We start from the raw sequence: 16,431 nt of genomic DNA, 5'->3' as shown, positions 1-16,431 counted from the left end.
TGATGTACGACCTCCTGGTGGTCGGTGCCGGCCCGTACGGTCTGTCGATCGCGTCCCACGCCGCGGCCGCCGGGCTGCGCCTGCGCGTGTTCGGCCGGCCCATGGCGTCCTGGCGGGACCACATGCCCGGCGGCATGTTCCTGAAGTCGGAGCCCTGGGCGTCCAACCTTTCGGATCCGGGCGGACGCCGGACCCTGGCCGCGTACTGCGCGGAACAGGGGCTGACGGCACGTCACGCCCAGCCGATTCCGGTGGAGGAGTTCGCGTCGTACGGCCTGTGGTTCGCGCGCCACGCCGTGCCGGACGTGGACGAGCGCATGGTGACCCGGGTGTCGTCGGGTCCCCACGGCTTCACGGTGGTGACCGCGGACGGTCAGGCGCTGCAGGCGCGGACGGTGGCGCTGGCGGTCGGGGTGATGCCGTTCATCGAGGTCCCGTCGGCCCTGCGCGGACTGCACCCGTCCCTGGTGACGCACAGCAGCCACCACAGCGGCCTCGACCAGTTCCGCGGCAAGGACGTCACGGTGATCGGCGGCGGCCAGGCGGCCCTGGAGACCGCGGCGCTGCTCGCCGAACAGGGCACGCGCGTACGGGTGCTGGCGCGGGCGGAGCGGCTGGTGTGGAACGAGGTGCCGCCGCCCTGGGAGCGCCCCTGGTGGCAGTCGGTCCGCTCCCCCCACAGCGGTCTGGGCCCCGGCTGGCGGAACTGGTTCTACTCGGAGCGTCCCGGCCTCTTCCGGCGGCTGCCGCAGCAGACCCGGACCCGTATCGCGGGGACGGCCCTGGGTCCGGCGGGGGCGTGGTGGGTGCGGGACCGGGTGGAGCGCGCGGTGGATCTGATGCCGGGTCACGAGGTCACCGCGGCCTGTGCGGTGCCGGGCGGTGTGCGGCTGGACACGGTGAACTGCGAGGGCAGCACGGGCACCCTGGAGACCGAGCACGTCATCGCGGCCACGGGGTTCCGGGCGCAGCGCGACCGGCTCGGCATGCTCTCCGCCGAACTGCGCGGGGCGCTGGCGGTCCTGCCCGACGGCTCCCCGGCGGCCGGGCGCGGCTTCGAGTCGTCCCACCCCGGCCTGTTCCTCGCGGGCCTGGTGACCGCCTCCGGTTTCGGTCCGGCCATGCGCTTCGTGCACGGCGCGACGTTCACGGCGCCCACCCTCGTCCGGGGGGTGCGCCGGCGGCTCGGGGCGGCTCCGCTGCGCGGGGCGACGGTCCCCGTCCCCTCGGGCAGCAGCCGGAGCGAGTCCCCGGCGCCGGTGAGCGGCTGACGCGGCGTCCCGCAGGGCCCTTTCGGGCCGCTGCCGGCGAACCGGCCGTCAGCGGCCCGTCTCCGTCCCGGTCCCGTGCCATGACCGGCCCGTCCCGTACAGCACGGTGCCCCCGGGCCGGTCCGAGGCCACCCTTCGAGGGGGCCCCGGGCCGGTCCGGGGGCGTGCGCGGCCGACAGGGTCGCGGGTGCCGGACGGACGGGGTCCGGCGCCCGGGAATCGCTATCGGCGGGCGGCTGCCCGCCCGCGGCGGTACAGCAGCGCCCCACCCACGAGCAGGGCCGCGCCGGCGCCCGAGCCCAGCAGCACGTTGTCGCTGCCGGTCTCGGCCAGGTGGGGCGGCTCCTCGCCGGTGGCCGGGGGCGGCGTGTACGTCACGGGCGTGGCAGGCGGGGTGTACGTACGGACGGGCGGGGACGAGGGGGTCTCGGCCTCGGGCTCGTCGCCGGGCTTCTGCGGCTCGTGCGGCGTGTATCCGTTGCCGCAGTCGTTGTCGTAGGCGGAATTGAGCAGCCCGAGCACACCGATGGAGTTGCCGCACACGTTCACCGGGGCGTGGACCGGGACCTGGATGAGGTTCCCGGACAGTACGCCGGGAGAGCCTTCGGCGACTCCCTCCGCGTGCGCGCCACCGCCGTCGGAGCGGCTCTGCGAGGTGCTGGACGTGCGCTGCTCGGACCTGTCGTCGTGGTGCGAGCCGTTGACGCAGGTGTTGTCGGAGGCCTCGTTGAGCACTCCGACCACGTCGACGGTGTTGCCGCACACGTTCACCGGGGCGTGGACCGGTGCCTGGACGTTGTTGCCGGACAGCACGCCGGGGGAGTTCTTGGCGACTCCCTCCGCGTGCGCGCCACCGCCGCCGGAGCGGCTCTGCGAGGTGCTGGACGCGCGCTGCTCGGACCTGTCGTCGTGGTGCGAACCGTTGACGCACGCGTTGCCGGACGCCTCGTTGAGTGCGGAGACCGCACCGATGGTGTTGCCGCACGCGTTCACCGGCACCTCGATGGGGGCCTGGACGTTGTTCCCGGACAGGACGCCGGGGGAGTTCGTGGCGGCTCCCTCCGCGTACGTGTCGGCGAGGGCGGGGGCGCCGTACAGGGAGAGGATGCCCGTGGCGGCGGCCGCCGCGAACGCTCCCCTGCTCAGAGTCTGTCGCAATGTCGTGGTCTTCCTGCTTGAAGAGGTGGAAAGCCGGCCCGGGCACGGAGATCGACGTCCGAAGTCGGCCATGGCGGAGCCGAGAGGCCGGTGCGGCGGACGCCACAGCGTGCTATGCGTCGAGAAGAACACCCGGAGGTCCGACGGCGGCAGACTCGGCGCCGGCAGCGGCTCCCGTGTTCGCCCCCGACTCACAGGCGGGAAGGCTTGCGGGACAAGCCCGTGTACCGCGGACGGAGCAGCACAGCGCGTTCCTTTCTCGTGGCGTCGCGTGCCCTACTGCTTCAATAACCCGACGCACGGGAAACGGTTGCGCAGGTTCACCCGGTTGGCCCCCTCCGCGGGCCGCCCGCCCCGTCAGGAGTACAGCTTCTCGATCTCCTGTTCGTACGCCGCCTGTGCCGCCTTGCGTTTGACCTTCAGGGACGGGGTCAGCAGTCCGTTCTCCTCGGTGAACTCGCCCTCGACGAGGGTGAAGGCGCGGATCGACTCGGCGCGGGAGACGGCCTCGTTGGCGTAGTCGACGGCCTTCTGGACGTCGGCGCGCATCCGGGGGTCGGCGGTCACCTCGGACAGGGGTGTGTCGGCGGGCAGCCCGCGCACCGCGAGCCAGTGTCCGACCGTCTCCGGGTCGAGGGTGACGAGCGCGGCGACGTAGGGGCGGTTGTCGCCGACGACCAGGCACTGGCCGACGGGCGGGCGGCTGCGCAGGCGGTCCTCCAGGACGGCCGGGGAGACGTTCTTGCCGCCGGAGGTGACGAGGATGTCCTTCTTGCGGCCGGTGATGGTGAGATAGCCGTCGTCGTCGAGGGAGCCGAGGTCGCCGGTGGCGAACCAGCCGTCGGTGAGCGCCTCGCCGGTGGCGGCCGGGTCGTTGCGGTAGGCCCCGAAGACGATGCCGCCCTTGACGAGGACCTCGCCGTCGTCGGCGATACGGACGGTGGTGCCGGGGATCGGCAGGCCGACCGTGCCGGGGCGGGGGGCGAGCGGCGGGACGAGGGTGGCGGCGGCGGTCGTCTCGGTCAGGCCGTAGCCCTCGTAGACGAGGATTCCGGCCGCGTAGAAGAAGAGGTTGAGGTCCCGCTCGAGCGGGGAGCCGCCGCTGATGGCGTAGCGCACCCGGCCGCCGAGTTCCTTGCGGACGCGCCGGTAGACCAGCAGGTCGTACAGCGCCCAGGCGGCGTACAGACGCAGGCCGGGCCCCTTGCCCCGGCCCAGGAACCGGTCGAGGTGGGCGGCGCCGAAGCGGACGGCGACGCGGTGGGCGCGTTCGAAGGACGCGCCGCGTCCGAGCTTCTCGGCGGTGGCGCGGCCGGTGTCGTGGATCTTCTCGAAGAGGTAGGGGACGCCGACGAGGAAGGTCGGGCGGAACCGCTTGAGGGCGGGACGCAGTTCGGCGGGTTTGATGCTCGGCCAGTGGCCGACCTCGATGCGGCCGATCAGGCAGGCGATCTGCAGGGTGCGGCCGAGGATGTGGGCGAGCGGGAGGAAGAGCAGCGTCGAGGCGGTCTGGTCGGTGACCTCCTTGAAGACGGGGTGGAGGAGTTCGACGGTGTTGCCGGCCTCGGCGAGCAGGTTGGCGTGGGTGAGGACGCAGCCCTTGGGGCGTCCGGTGGTGCCGGAGGTGTAGCAGATCGTCGCGGTGGTGCCGGGGGCGAGGGCGGCACGGCGTTCGGTGATCTCCTCGTCGGGGACGTCCCGGCCGAGGGCGGTGAGGACCGCGAGGGCGTCCGCGTCGAGTTCCCAGGTGCGCGGGGGCTCGGGGAGGGCCGCGGTGGCCTTGGTGACGGTGGCGGTGTTCTGCGGGGTCTCCGTGACGACGAACCGGGTGCCGGAGTCCCGGACGATCCATTCGACCTGGTCCGCGGAGGAGGTGGGGTAGACCGGGACGCTCTGGCCGCCGGCGGACCAGATCGCGAAGTCCAGCACCGCCCATTCGTAGCGGGTGCGGGACATCACCGCGACCCGGTCGCCGGGTTCGAGGCCGGCCGCGACGAATCCCTTGGCCACGGCGGCGACCTCCTGGGCGAAGGCCGCCGCCGTGACCGGGTGCCAGCCGCCGTGCCGCTCGCGGCGCAGGACGACGTCGTCCGGGGCCTCGGCCGCGTTGGTGAACGGGATGTCGGCGGTGCTGCCGGTGGCCGGCCGCGGGGCGAGGGGTTCCGTACGGACCTCACGCACGACGCCGTGCTCGTCCCTGGTGGTCCCGGTTCTGGTGCGGGCGGCCAGGTCGGTGCGTCGTTTCGCGCGTTTCAGATCCTTGCGTACACCCATGACGGCTCCCGGTCGCGGCTGATGCGGTCGTATTGGTGCTGCCCCGCTTACTTACTCCGAAGTAAACTTACCCGTGCGTAATGACGAGTCAATGGGGCGGGCCCCTCAGTACGAGCGGGCCCCTCGGTACGACCGGGCCCGTCAGGACAGGCGGACCCGTCAGGACAGGCGGTCGGCGGTGCGGATCGCTTCGGCCAGGCCGTGGATGTCCTTGTCCTCGGTGCGGTCCGCCAGGCCGGCCGCGTGGTCGGCGAGTTCGCCGAGGCCGGGGGCGCCGGGCAGGGCGCGGTGGCGGCGGTCGTCCAGGCGCAGGGCGTCGGCGAAGTAGGCGGCGGTCGCGGTGACGGCGAGGCCCCGGCCGCCGGTCCACACGGAGTCGCCGAGGTCTCCGGCCTCCAGGGCGCCGCTCTCCTCGTGCGGGGCGCGGGAGCGGGGGTCGAGCCAGCGGACGGTGGCCGTGGCGAGGTGGCCGTCGGGGGCGCCGGACCGGGTGCGCACCACGTACAGGGCGGTGACGGTGTGGCCGGGGCCGACCTCGCCGCCGTCGACGTCGTCGTCGCGGAAGTCCTCGTCGGCGACCCGGCGGTTCTCGTAGCCGACGAGGCGGAACTCGGCGACCGTCCCCGGGTCGAAGGCGACCTGGGCCTTCGCGTCCCTGGCCATCAGTTCGATGTTGCGGGGCAGTTGTTCGCAGAAGACCTCGCGGCCCTCCTCCTCGTCGGACACGTACACCGTGTGGCCGTCGCCCTTGTCGGCGAGGCGTTCCATGAGGGCGTCCCCGTAGTCGCTGCCGACGCCGACGCCGAAGAGGGTGATGCCGTGCTCGCGGCGGGACTCCCCGATGCGTTCGAGGATCGTGTCGGCGTCGGTGTCGCCGGTGTTGGCGAGCGCGTCGGAGACCAGGACGACCCGGTTGGTGGCGCCCTCGCGCAGCCCTTCGACGGCGGTTTCGTAGCCGGTCTCGACGCCCGCGCCGAGGTTGGTGGACCGAGCGGGTTCCAGGGCGTCGACGGCGTCGTGGATCTCGTCCCGGTTGCCGTCGAGGCGGGTCATCGGCAGAACGGTCTCGGCCTCGTCGCTGAAGGTGACGATCGCCACGGAGTCCTCGTCGCGCAGCCGGTCCGTCATGGTGGCGAGGGATTCCCGGGCGAGGTCGAGGCGGCCCGGTTCGGCCATGGAGCCGGAGATGTCGATGACGAAGGTGAGGGCGGCGGGCGGGCGGTCCTCGCCCGTCCCGCCGGACCGGGTGGCGAGGCCCACGCGGACCAGGGACCAGTCGTCCTCGCCGGTGCGGGCGCCGTCGACTGTGACGGTGAAGCCGTTGCCGTCCGGGCGTTCGTAGTCCTGCCGGAAGCTGTTGACGAACTCCTCGGGCCGGACCGTCGACGGGTCGGGCAGCCGGCCCTCGGAGAGGGTGCGGCGGGCGTAGCCGTAGGAGGCGGTGTCGACGTCGAGGGCGAAGGTGGACAGGTGGTCGGGGTCGGGCGCGATGTCCCGCCGTCCGTCCTGCTCCCCCTCGCGCTGTCCGTCCTCCGGGCCGCGGGGGCCGTCGGGCGCGGGGAGCGGGGCCGTGCCACCGTTCCCGCCGCCCCCGGTCCCTCCCCCGGGCCCGCCCCCGCCCTCGTACGAGGAGTCGGAGGCCTTGCTCCCGTTCCCGTTCCCGCCGCCGCACGCGGTGAGCAGGAGGCCGCTCGCCGCCGTGAGCGCGACCAGCGCGGCGCGGAGCCGTCGCGTGCGGAGCCGTCGCGTTCCGTGCCGTGTCCGTGTGCCCGGGCCGCACTGCGTGGGCGGGGTCGTGCGTCGGGTCGTCCGTTTCATCGTCCGTTCCCCCTCGTGCCGTTGGCGTCGACTTCTGCGACTGTGACGCCGGAGCGGGGCGGAACGTGCGCTACGGGGCGTTGCGGATGGGTCTCGAAGCGGGCACGGAACCGGCCCGCCGAGACCGGTGGGTGACCCTCCGTCGACCTGAGCCGGACCTGGGGCCCCTCGTTACGACACCACGTCCTTGCGGGCGAAGCCGCGGAAGGCCAGCGCGAACAGCACGAGCGCGTACGTCACCGAGACCGCGGTGCCCTGGATCATGCCGGACCACTGCGGGGTCGGCTGGACGGCGTCGGCCCAGGCGAACTGCCAGTGCGCGGGCAGGAAGTGGCGCCAGTCGCCGAGGGCGGTCACCTGGTCCAGGACGTTGCCGACGATGGTCAGGCCGACCGCGCCGCCGACCGCGCCCAGCGGGGCGTCGGTGCGGGTCGACAGCCAGAACGCGAGTCCGGCGGTGACCAGCTGGGACACGAAGATGTAGCCCACGACCACCACGAGCCGCTGTGCCGCCGTCGCGGGGTCGAGCGAGCCGCCGGTGGGGATCTGCAGCGAACCCCAGCCGTAGGCGGCCGTGCCGACGAGGAGCGCGACCACCGGCAGCAGCACCATCGCGGCGAGACTGAGCCCCAGGCCGACGACGAGCTTGGACCACAGCAGCCGCATCCTCGGCACCGGGGCGGCGAGGAGGTAGCGCAGCGAGGACCAGCCGGCCTCCGAGGCGACCGTGTCCCCGCAGAACAGGGCGACGGGGATGACGAGGAGGAAGCCGGCCGAGACGAACAGGTTCACGGCGGCGAAGTTGGCGCCGGACGCGGTGGCCGTGTCCATCAGGCTCACCCGGCCCTCGCGGCCCTCCGGCTCGCCTCCGATGGCGAAGGCGACGGCCAGCACGAACGGCAGGGCGGCGAGGATCGCGCCCATGACGAGGGTGCGGCGGCGCTTCAGCTGCCGGACCAGTTCGACCCGCAGCGGCAGCGTGCGGCCCGCGCGGTAGCCGTCGGCCACCTCCACCGGTTCCGCCGGGGTCACCGGCCGGCCGGGCCCGGCGGGCCCGGTCCGTTCGTCGAGCGCGCTCATGCGGGACCTCCGATCATCGTGAGGAAGGCGTCTTCGAGGCGGCGGTGCGGGCCGACCGACGCCACCGGTACTTCCAGTCGCACCAGTTCGGCGACCAGGCGCGCGGCGGTGCCGTCGGCGTCGAGGCGGACCAGCAGCCCGTCGTCGGTGGGGACCGCCGAGGCGACACCCGGCAGGGCGGCCACCTTCCCGGCGAGCGGCTCGTCCACGGGGGACTCGGTGCCGACGAGCAGGGTGTCGCCGGAGCCGACGATCTCGTGCACCGGCCCGGCCTGGACCAGCTGTCCGCGGTCCATGACGACGAGGTGGGTGCAGGACTGCTCGACCTCGGAGAGCAGATGGCTGGAGACGATCACCGTGCGTCCGGCGGCCGCGTACCGGATCATCACCTCGCGCATCTCGCGGATCTGGGGCGGGTCCAGGCCGTTGGTCGGTTCGTCCAGGATGAGCAGGTCCGGCAGGCCGAGCATGGCCTGGGCGATGGCGAGGCGCTGGCGCATGCCCTGGGAGTAGGTGCGCACCGCGCGGGCGAGGGCGTCGCCGAGGCCCGCGATCTCCAGGGCCTCCTCCATGCGGGAGTCCTCCGGCGGGCGGCCGGTGGCCTGCCAGTACAGCTCCAGGTTCTCCCGACCGGACAGGTGCGGGAGGAAGCCCGCGCCCTCGACGAAGGCGCCGACCCGGGAGAGCACCGGCGCGCCGGGGCGGATGGCGTGACCGAAGACGCGGATCTCGCCGCCGTCGGGCCTGATCAGGCCCATCAGCATGCGCAGGGTGGTGGTCTTGCCCGCGCCGTTCGGTCCGAGCAGGCCGAGGACCTGGCCCTTCTCCACGCGGAACGACAGGTCCCGTACGGCGTACCGGTCGGCGGAACGGGCGTAGCGCTTGCTGAGGCCGGTGATCTGCAGCGGTACGCCGGCGAGTCCGGGGTCGGGGGGCACGGCCGTCGTGCGGCGGCGGCCGGTGAGCACCAGGGCGAGGGCGATCACCGCTCCGGCGGCCGGCAGCCACCACACCCAGGAGGGCAGCGGTGCCGCCGCGGTGGCCACCTCGGGCGCGGTGGGCACGGTGAGGTCGCTCTTCAGGGCGACCGTGTACGTCGCCGGGGCGGCCGGGGAGGCGTAGCCGAGGTCGGTGGAGGCCAGGACGAGCCGCAGGCGGTGGCCCTGCCGGACCTCGTGGTCGACGGCCGGGAACGTGACGGTGACGTCCTTGCCCGCCTTGGCGTCCTCGACCCGGATCGGCGCGACCAGCTGGGAGGGCAGTACCTGCTGCCGTCCGTCCGGGCCGACGTCGTACACCTTGCCGAAGAGGACGGCGTCGTCACTGGTCGACTTCACGTGGACGGTGGCGGTCGGCGAGCCGGTGATCGGCAGGTCACCGGTGACCGGGGCGGATTCGAAGCGGGCGTGCTGGCCGGGGAAGTCCAGGGAGACGCCGACGCCGAGGGACGACAGCTGGGAGAGGCCGCCGGCACCGCCGAGGCCGGGCAGCGCGGAGACGGCGGGCGGGCTGGCGCCGGCCGGGTTGGCGAAGCTCTGCTCGCGTCCGGCGAGCGGGAAGGCCTTCCCGCCGCCGGTCAGGCCCGGGTAGCGGTCCGCGCTCGCGCCGCTCAGCACGGCCCGCCCGTCGGTGGAGTCGACGCCTCCGGTGCGGGTGACGCGGAAGGCGGGGCCGGTGTCGGCGCCCTTGTCGTCCTTCAGGTACCGGTCGAACCAGGACTGGGTGCGGGCGCGGACGCGGTCCGCCTCCGGCTCCCCGCCGTCGTGCCCGCCGGCGATCCAGTCGACGTCGGCCGGGGCGCCGTTCGCGCGGATCGCCTTCGCCGCCGCGTCGGCGTGGCCGAGCGGGAACAGCGAGTCGGACTGGCCCTGCATCAGCAGGGTCGGCACGTCGATGCGGTCGGCGACGGCGGACGGGGAGCGTTCCTTCAGGAGCGCGACGGCCTCCGCGTCCGGGGTGCCGGACTCGGCGACCCGCTCGTACATCCGGCACAGCGCGGGCTCGAACTTCTCGCAGCCGCCGCCGGAGTTGACGAAGATGCCCGCCCACAGCTTCTTGAACACGCCGTTCGGGAAGAGCGCTTCGGCCAGGTCGAAGTAGGTGATCGCCGGGGCGATGGCGTCCACCCGGTCGTCGTGCCCGGCGGTCAGCAGTGCGATGGCGCCGCCGTAGGAGGCACCGGCCATGCCGAGGCGCGGATCGCCGTCCTTGTCCAGCTCGACCTCGGGCTGTTCGGCGAGCCAGTCGATGAGCCGGGAGACGTCGGCGACCTCGCCGTCCGGGTCGTTCAGTCCGATCTTCCCGGTGGACTTGCCGAAGCTGCGCGCGGACCAGGTGAGGACGGCGTACCCCTCGCGCGCGAGGTCCTCGGCCTGCTGCCGTACGTCGTTCTTGCTGCCGCCGAAGCCGTGCCCGAGCAGGACGGCGGGCCGGCGGCCGTCCGGACCGGCGGTGAAGTACGAGGTGTCGATGCGTACCTCGTCACTCCCCTCACCGCCGTCGTCCACGGTCATGACGCGGTCGGCCCGGTCCACCGCGGGCGCCGGGTCGTCGGAGGCGACGGCGGTCCAGGTGCCGGCCCCGGCGAGCACGACGGCGGCGGCCGCGGCGGCCGCAGCGCGTCGGGGCCGCCGCGACCGGAGCCACCGCAGTCCGGGCCGACCGGGCATTCGAAGATCCATGCGTCAACGGTACGGGGTCGTTCCGGCGTCCTGATGCCGCCCGGAGGCCGACCCCGTCACCTCCTCCAGGCGTACGCGGCCGCCGCCGCGTACCGCGTCCGTGGTACGCGACCGCACCGCGAACACCCCGGGGCCGCCCATGTAGGGCGGGGTGCGCCGGTCTTCCGGCCGGGAACGCGACGGAGGCCGCCCGCGTGACGGGCGGCCTCCGGGTGGGCGGGTCTCAGCACTGGTGGAAGCTGATCTGCCCGTCGCCGTTCTCGTCCACCGAGTCGCCCCAGAAGTTGTCCTCCGACGTCCAGCCGTAGGTGTTGGTGCCCGCGAGCCGGACGTACCACCACGTGTTGCCGTAGGAGTTGTAGGTCCAGCAGTGGAGGTAGATCATGGAGTGGTAGCCGGCCCATCCGGTGTCCCAGCATCCGGACTGGTAGGGCCCGCTCTTGAGGTTGACGCCGCCGTTGCCGTTCCAGTAGATGTACCCGCGCCCCTCCCCGTTGGCCTGGGGAGTCCAGCACTCCGCCTGCGGGGCGGCCTGCGCGGCCGGTGCGATCGCGGCGCTGACGCCGAACGCCATGAGGACGGCGAGCAGGATGTTGACGGCCGCCCGGACCGGGCGGTGCTGTGATGCGGTGCTCAACACGTGATGACCCTTCTCTCCCTTGCTGACATGTACGGATCACGCTAGAAAGATGGCGCCATCCCGTCATTAACGGAGCGTGCCAGGACATTGACGATGTGCGCCCGGCGCGCTCCCGGGCGATGGCCAGTGATCCACACGGTGCGACCAGGGGGGACCTCGGCATGCGCGAAACCGTCTACAGCAATGACCACTTACCGGCCGCCGAGCGGTACGACTGGTACTGGGAGCTGCTCCGGCAGACGTTCCTGCCGACCGACGTCACCAGCGAGGACGCCCATGACTTCCGCGCCTCCTTCAGGCGCCTCGACATGGGGGCCGCCCAGGTTGACATACTCGAATACCCGTCACTGCATTCCAGGCGCACCCCGAAGCTGGTGCGCGCGGAGGACCTGGATGTGTACTGGCTGTGCCTGAACACGGCAGGCAGACAGGGAGCGTCCAGTGACCGACGTGAGGCGACTCTGACCTCCGGGGACCTGGTGCTCCTGGACATCGGCCGACCGTTCGACACCTGGGCGCGCCCCACGGGGCCCACGGCCGGGACCATCTCCATGGCCCTCCCGCGTGAGGCGGTGCCGCTCCCGCGGCGCATACTCGACCGCCTGGCGACCACCCGGCTGGACTGCGGTACGGGCACGGGGGCACTGCTGACCTCCTTCCTGCACCGCCTGGTCGCCGACACCCGCTCGTACGGGCCGCACGACGGCATACGCCTGGGCACCGTGCTGACGGATCTCGCGGTGGCGACGCTGGCGCACCACGGTGAGGCGGAGAACGCGCTTCCGGTGGAGATCCGCCACCGGGCGCTGCTGACCGGCATCCACTCCTTCATCGACCGCCATCTCGGTACACGGCACCTCACACCGGAGTCGATCGCCGCCGCGCACCACATCTCCGTACGCCATCTGCACCGGCTCTTCCGGGAGCAGGGGACGACCGTGGGTGAGTGGATCCGCCGCCGGAGGCTCGAACGCTGCCGCCGGGATCTGCTCACCCCGGCCTGCGCGGAACTGACCGTCCAGGCGATCGGCGCGCGCTGGGGCTTCCGGCACGCCTCGGAGTTCAGCAGGGCCTTCAGCGGCACCTACGGCATGCCGCCCGGCGAGTACCGGCGGCGGGCGGGGAGCACTGGACGAGAAGCCGAGACGGCGCAGCCGTCCGGCCCGTCCGGCGACACCACGCGCGACGACACACCAGGACGGACGAGCCGCCGGTGCGGTGCGGTGGACTGACGGGCCGTCACGCACACCGCGGATCTCCGGGCCCCCGGGGGCACGGCATCCGGGTCAAAACCTCCGGCGCGGGGCCGTGGCGGACGGGGAGTCGTCGCACGCACTTCGCTCCTGCCAAAGCGAAGCGGCTGCCCGCGCCGGAGGTGGTCGATGCCGGGGCCGTCAGGGGCACCCCGGAGCGGGGACGGCGGTCGTCCCACACGGCTCCCCCCGGTTCTAGCCGTGGAGACGAAGCCCTGTCAATGCTTTGTCCAGACATAAGGACGAGATCTTGACCTTACGTCCCCGGAACGGGCGAACCGTCCAGGGGAAACAGCGGGCCGACGCCCGGCCGGACGATGCCTTCACAACCGCCGACCGGGCTACGGACCGATGGGCGAGCCGGGCGGATCGACGGCTCCGGCGGGGCGGGTCAACACGGCCCGCCGGTGGACCGGCATGCACCTTTGCTTCACTTGCGTCACAAATACCCCGCTCGTGTCACGTGTGTCCCGGGTACGCGGGCTTTTCGTCACGCCCGGCGCACAACGCCGCTCCGCCGCCGTAGGGCGTCGTTCACGGGGCAGAACGCCTGGTGATCGCCAGCGCAGCACCCGGCTCCCCCTGACGGCCGACCCCTGGCCGCCTCCGTGGTGCTCGCGGGGAGGTACGACGTATGACCGACCGACGCCTGTGGTCCTACAAGGACATCGCGGCGCACATCAAGGTGCAGCCGGACACCGTCCGTTCGTACCGCAAGCACGGCCTGCTGCCGCCGCCCGACCATGTGGAGAGCGGCAAGCCGTACTGGTACGCGGACACGGTGCGCCGCTGGGTGGCCTCCCGGCCGGGCAACCGGCCGCGCCCCTGACCCCCGCCCGCCCCGCACACGACAGACAACGGCTGTGCCCCACCACGCAGGTGGGGCACAGCCGTTCGGCCGTTCCGGTCACTACGGGACGGCCGAACGGAGCGGCGCGCGGAGAAGCGGCGCGGAAACGGGGAACACGTGCCCACAGGAGCGGGAGGACCGGCATGGAGGAGCGGACGGCCGACGGGCGGCCCCACCACGGACAGGCGCGCAGCGAGCGGCGCGTCGCCCGGCCGCTCGAGGCGGGCGGCTCCCCCGGCACGCCGCACCAGCCCCTCCCGAACAACGCGCATGGACATCCACAGGGGCGGCCCGGAGCCGATCCCCGCCCACGAGGGCGCCGAGCGTGAGGCCTGCGTCCGGGAACCGAAGGACGTCCTGTTCCGCCACCCGGACCCGCCACCCATGGATTCATACCCCCTAGGGGTATAGTCTGGAAGTGGAGGCCCCGGCCCCGTGGACCCCCTCGACCTCATACGTCTCGACGAGGAGCAACGACATGACCGCCCAGACCGATACCCAGGGCTCCGTCACCGCCGTCTACAAGGTGAGCGGCATGAGCTGCGGCCACTGCGAAGGTGCCGTCTCCGGCGAGATCTCCGAGCTTCCCGGGGTCGTCTCGGTGAAGGCCGTCGCCACCACCGGCGAGGTCACCGTCGTCTCCGCGGCCCCGCTCGACGAGGAGGCCGTCCGCGCCGCCGTCGACGAGGCCGGTTTCGAGCTCGTCGGCCCCGCCTGACGCCACCGGCGGCTCGGCCTGGCGCCAGGACGACACGCCCGAGCCCACCGGGGACACCGCGACCCCTCCGGAGTCCCGGACCTGCCTGGAGTACGGACATGACCAGCACCACCGCCACCGGAGCACCGATACCCGCCGAGCCGGCGGGCCCGGGCACCCCGGCGGCCCCCACGACCTCGGAGGCCCCGCCCGCCTCCGAGGTCGAGCTGCTCATCGGCGGGATGACCTGCGCCTCCTGCGCGGCCCGCGTCGAGAAGAAGCTCAACCGCATGGACGGCGTGACCGCCACGGTGAACTACGCGACGGAGAAGGCCCGGATCGCCTACCCCGCCGGCACCGGGGTCGCCGATCTCATCGCCACCGTGGTGAAGACCGGCTACACCGCAGAGGAGCCCGCGCCCCCGCCGTCCCCCGCCTCCGTACCGGAGTCCGCACCGGACGGGCCGGACGGGCCGGACACCGCGCCGGCGGACCCCGGGCTCACCGCCCTGCGCGACCGGCTGACCGTCTCCGCCGTGCTCGCCCTTCCCGTCGTGCTGCTCGCGATGATCCCGCCCCTGCAGTTCGACAACTGGCAGTGGCTCTCGCTCACCCTCGCCGCCCCCGTCGTCGTCTGGGGGGCGCTGCCCTTCCACCGGGCCGCCTGGACCAACCTGCGGCACGGCGCGGCCACCATGGACACCCTGGTCTCCGTCGGCACGCTCGCCGCGTTCGGCTGGTCCCTGTGGGCGCTGTTCCTCGGTGACGCGGGCATGCCCGGCATGCGGCACCCCTTCGAGTGGACCGTCTCCCGCACCGACGGCGCCTCCACGATCTACCTGGAGGTCGCCGCCGGCGTCACCGTCTTCATCCTTCTCGGCCGCTACCTCGAGGCCCGCTCCAAGCGCCGCGCGGGCGCCGCTCTGCGGGCCCTGATGGAACTGGGCGCCAAGGACGTCGCCGTGCTCCGTGACGAGGGCGGCGGCCGGGTGCGCGAGGTGCGCGTCCCGGCGGAGCAACTGGCGGCCGGTGACCGGTTCGTCGTACGCCCCGGGGAGAAGGTCGCCACCGACGGGACCGTGGTCGAGGGCTCCTCCGCCGTGGACGCGTCGATGCTGACCGGCGAGTCGGTGCCGGTGGACGTCACCGTCGGCGACGCCGTCACCGGTGCCACGGTCAACGCGGGCGGCCGGCTCGTCGTGGAGGCCACCCGGGTCGGCGCCGACACCCGTCTCGCGCGGATGGCACGGGCCGTGGAGGACGCGCAGAACGGCAAGGCCGAGGTGCAGCGGCTGGCGGACCGGGTCTCCGGGGTCTTCGTCCCCGTGGTGCTGCTCGTCGCCGCCGGCACCTTCGGCGGGTGGCTCGGCGCCACCGGCGACACCGTCGCCGCCTTCACCGCGGCCGTCGCGGTGCTGATCATCGCCTGCCCGTGCGCCCTCGGACTGGCCACCCCGACCGCGCTCATGGTCGGCACCGGGCGCGGCGCGCAGCTCGGCATCCTCATCAAGGGCCCCGAGGTCCTGGAGTCCACCCGCCGCGTCGACACCGTCGTCCTCGACAAGACCGGCACGGTCACCACCGGCCGGATGACCCTCCGGCAGGTCCACACCGCCGACGGCACCGACGAGAAGCAGCTGCTGCGGCTCGCCGGCGCCCTGGAGCACGCCTCCGAACACCCGATCGCCCGCGCGATCGCCGCCGGCGCCGAGGAGCGGGCGGGAGCGCTGCCTTCACCCGAGAGCTTCGAGAACGTCCCGGGGCGGGGCGTACGCGGGCGCGTGGACGGCCATGAGGTGGTCGTGGGGCGGCTCGGCGGGGGTCCGGCGGGCGGGACGACGGGCGCCGGGCTGCCGCCGGAGCTGGAGCGGGCCCGTGACGAGGCCGAGAAGGGCGGGCTCACGGCGGTCGTGGTCGGCTGGGACGGAACCGCTCGCGGGGTCCTCGCCGTCGCGGACGCGGTCAAGGAGACCAGTGCGGAGGCCGTCCGGGACCTGCGCGCCCTCGGGCTCACCCCCGTCCTGCTCACCGGCGACCACCGCACCGTCGCCGAGGCGGTGGGCCGGGCCGTCGGCATCGACCGGGTGATCGCCGAGGTCCTGCCCGAGGACAAGGCCGCCGTCGTGCGGCAGTTGCAGGACGAGGGGCGGTCCGTCGCCATGGTCGGTGACGGGGTCAACGACGCCGCCGCCCTCGCCACCGCCGATCTGGGCCTGGCCATGGGCACCGGCACCGACGCGGCGATCGAGGCCGGCGACCTGACCCTCGTCCGCGGTGATCTGCGGGTGGCGGCGGACGCCATCCGGCTGTCCCGCCGCACCCTCGCCACCATCAAGGGCAATCTCGTCTGGGCCTTCGGCTACAACGTCGCCGCGCTGCCGCTGGCCGCGGCCGGACTGCTCAACCCGATGATCGCGGGGGCCGCCATGGCCTTCTCCTCGGTCTTCGTCGTCACCAACAGCCTGCGGCTGCGCTCGTTTCATTGAGGTCTCAACTGAGGTGACCCCCTGGAGTCCGGTACGACATTTCACATAAGCTCTTCACAAGGCTCCCGCATCTTCCTTACTCTTGGGGCGCGTCGGTAATTCAGGGCCCTTGCGCACCTAACGGACACATGCAAGAGACGCAGATCACAGTGATGTGAACGTAACCATCGAAGGGGTTCGAAGGTCTAAGTTGGCGATGTCGGGAAGCGTCTTGGGGGGCGCG

Annotated in this window: 11 protein-coding genes and 1 pseudogene; 5 read left to right on the top strand and 7 right to left on the bottom strand. The window is 73.2% G+C overall.

Going from position 1 to position 16,431, the window contains the following annotated elements; all coding sequences use genetic code 11:
- Nucleotides 1-2: 2 nt before the first annotated feature.
- Nucleotides 3-1,271 (top strand): NAD(P)-binding domain-containing protein, encoded by a 1,269-nt coding sequence (locus ACIF80_RS25960; protein ID WP_399809402.1) that lies wholly within the window; start codon nucleotides 3-5, stop codon nucleotides 1,269-1,271.
- A gap of 222 nt (nucleotides 1,272-1,493) precedes the next feature.
- Here the strand turns inward: ACIF80_RS25960 and ACIF80_RS25955 are convergent, their stop codons facing one another.
- From ACIF80_RS25955 to ACIF80_RS25930, 6 genes are all read right to left on the bottom strand, one after another.
- Nucleotides 1,494-2,429: a chaplin family protein gene (locus ACIF80_RS25955; protein WP_399809035.1), complete on the bottom strand. Its 936-nt coding sequence runs from the start codon at nucleotides 2,427-2,429 to the stop codon at nucleotides 1,494-1,496.
- A gap of 357 nt (nucleotides 2,430-2,786) precedes the next feature.
- Nucleotides 2,787-4,703 (bottom strand): AMP-dependent synthetase/ligase, encoded by a 1,917-nt coding sequence (locus ACIF80_RS25950; RefSeq protein ID WP_399809033.1) that lies wholly within the window; start codon nucleotides 4,701-4,703, stop codon nucleotides 2,787-2,789.
- Nucleotides 4,704-4,862: 159 nt separating this feature from the next.
- The gene (locus ACIF80_RS25945; RefSeq protein ID WP_399809030.1) at nucleotides 4,863-6,521 is read right to left on the bottom strand and encodes a von Willebrand factor type A domain-containing protein; all 1,659 of its coding nucleotides are present in this window, start codon (nucleotides 6,519-6,521) and stop codon (nucleotides 4,863-4,865) included.
- Between the two features lie 171 nt (nucleotides 6,522-6,692).
- Nucleotides 6,693-7,601: an ABC transporter permease gene (locus tag ACIF80_RS25940; RefSeq protein WP_399809027.1), complete on the bottom strand. Its 909-nt coding sequence runs from the start codon at nucleotides 7,599-7,601 to the stop codon at nucleotides 6,693-6,695.
- A complete protein-coding gene (locus ACIF80_RS25935; protein ID WP_399809025.1) occupies nucleotides 7,598-10,282 on the bottom strand; it encodes an alpha/beta fold hydrolase in 2,685 nt (894 codons plus the stop codon). The genes ACIF80_RS25940 and ACIF80_RS25935 overlap by 4 nt, the downstream gene beginning before the upstream one ends.
- A gap of 223 nt (nucleotides 10,283-10,505) precedes the next feature.
- Nucleotides 10,506-10,919 carry a hypothetical protein gene (locus ACIF80_RS25930; protein WP_399809022.1) on the bottom strand — a complete coding sequence of 138 codons (414 nt, stop codon included), beginning with the start codon at nucleotides 10,917-10,919 and terminating at the stop codon, nucleotides 10,506-10,508.
- Nucleotides 10,920-11,083: 164 nt separating this feature from the next.
- On the opposite strand from ACIF80_RS25930, the gene ACIF80_RS25925 reads away from it, so the two are divergent.
- Nucleotides 11,084-12,154 carry a helix-turn-helix domain-containing protein gene (locus ACIF80_RS25925; RefSeq protein ID WP_399809019.1) on the top strand — a complete coding sequence of 357 codons (1,071 nt, stop codon included), beginning with the start codon at nucleotides 11,084-11,086 and terminating at the stop codon, nucleotides 12,152-12,154.
- Nucleotides 12,155-12,179: 25 nt separating this feature from the next.
- Here ACIF80_RS25925 and ACIF80_RS25920 read toward each other — a convergent pair.
- Nucleotides 12,180-12,326, bottom strand: a pseudogene (locus ACIF80_RS25920) (5-deoxy-glucuronate isomerase); the annotation flags it as partial.
- Between the two features lie 483 nt (nucleotides 12,327-12,809).
- Between ACIF80_RS25920 and ACIF80_RS25915 the strand changes: the two are divergent.
- The 3 genes from ACIF80_RS25915 to ACIF80_RS25905 all read left to right on the top strand — a co-directional run bounded on the left by ACIF80_RS25915 (nucleotide 12,810) and on the right by ACIF80_RS25905 (nucleotide 16,208).
- Entirely contained in the window at nucleotides 12,810-13,004 is a 195-nt protein-coding gene (locus ACIF80_RS25915) for a helix-turn-helix transcriptional regulator (RefSeq protein WP_381369158.1), read from the top strand.
- Nucleotides 13,005-13,503: 499 nt separating this feature from the next.
- Nucleotides 13,504-13,743: a heavy-metal-associated domain-containing protein gene (locus ACIF80_RS25910; protein WP_399809016.1), complete on the top strand. Its 240-nt coding sequence runs from the start codon at nucleotides 13,504-13,506 to the stop codon at nucleotides 13,741-13,743.
- Between the two features lie 98 nt (nucleotides 13,744-13,841).
- Nucleotides 13,842-16,208 carry a heavy metal translocating P-type ATPase gene (locus ACIF80_RS25905; protein ID WP_399809013.1) on the top strand — a complete coding sequence of 789 codons (2,367 nt, stop codon included), beginning with the start codon at nucleotides 13,842-13,844 and terminating at the stop codon, nucleotides 16,206-16,208.
- Nucleotides 16,209-16,431 lie beyond the last annotated feature (223 nt).

Origin of the sequence: Streptomyces sp. NPDC085927 (assembly GCF_044540975.1) — a bacterium.
GTDB classification, from domain to species: domain Bacteria; phylum Actinomycetota; class Actinomycetes; order Streptomycetales; family Streptomycetaceae; genus Streptomyces; species Streptomyces hirsutus.
This window is presented reverse-complemented; position numbering and strand designations above follow the sequence as displayed.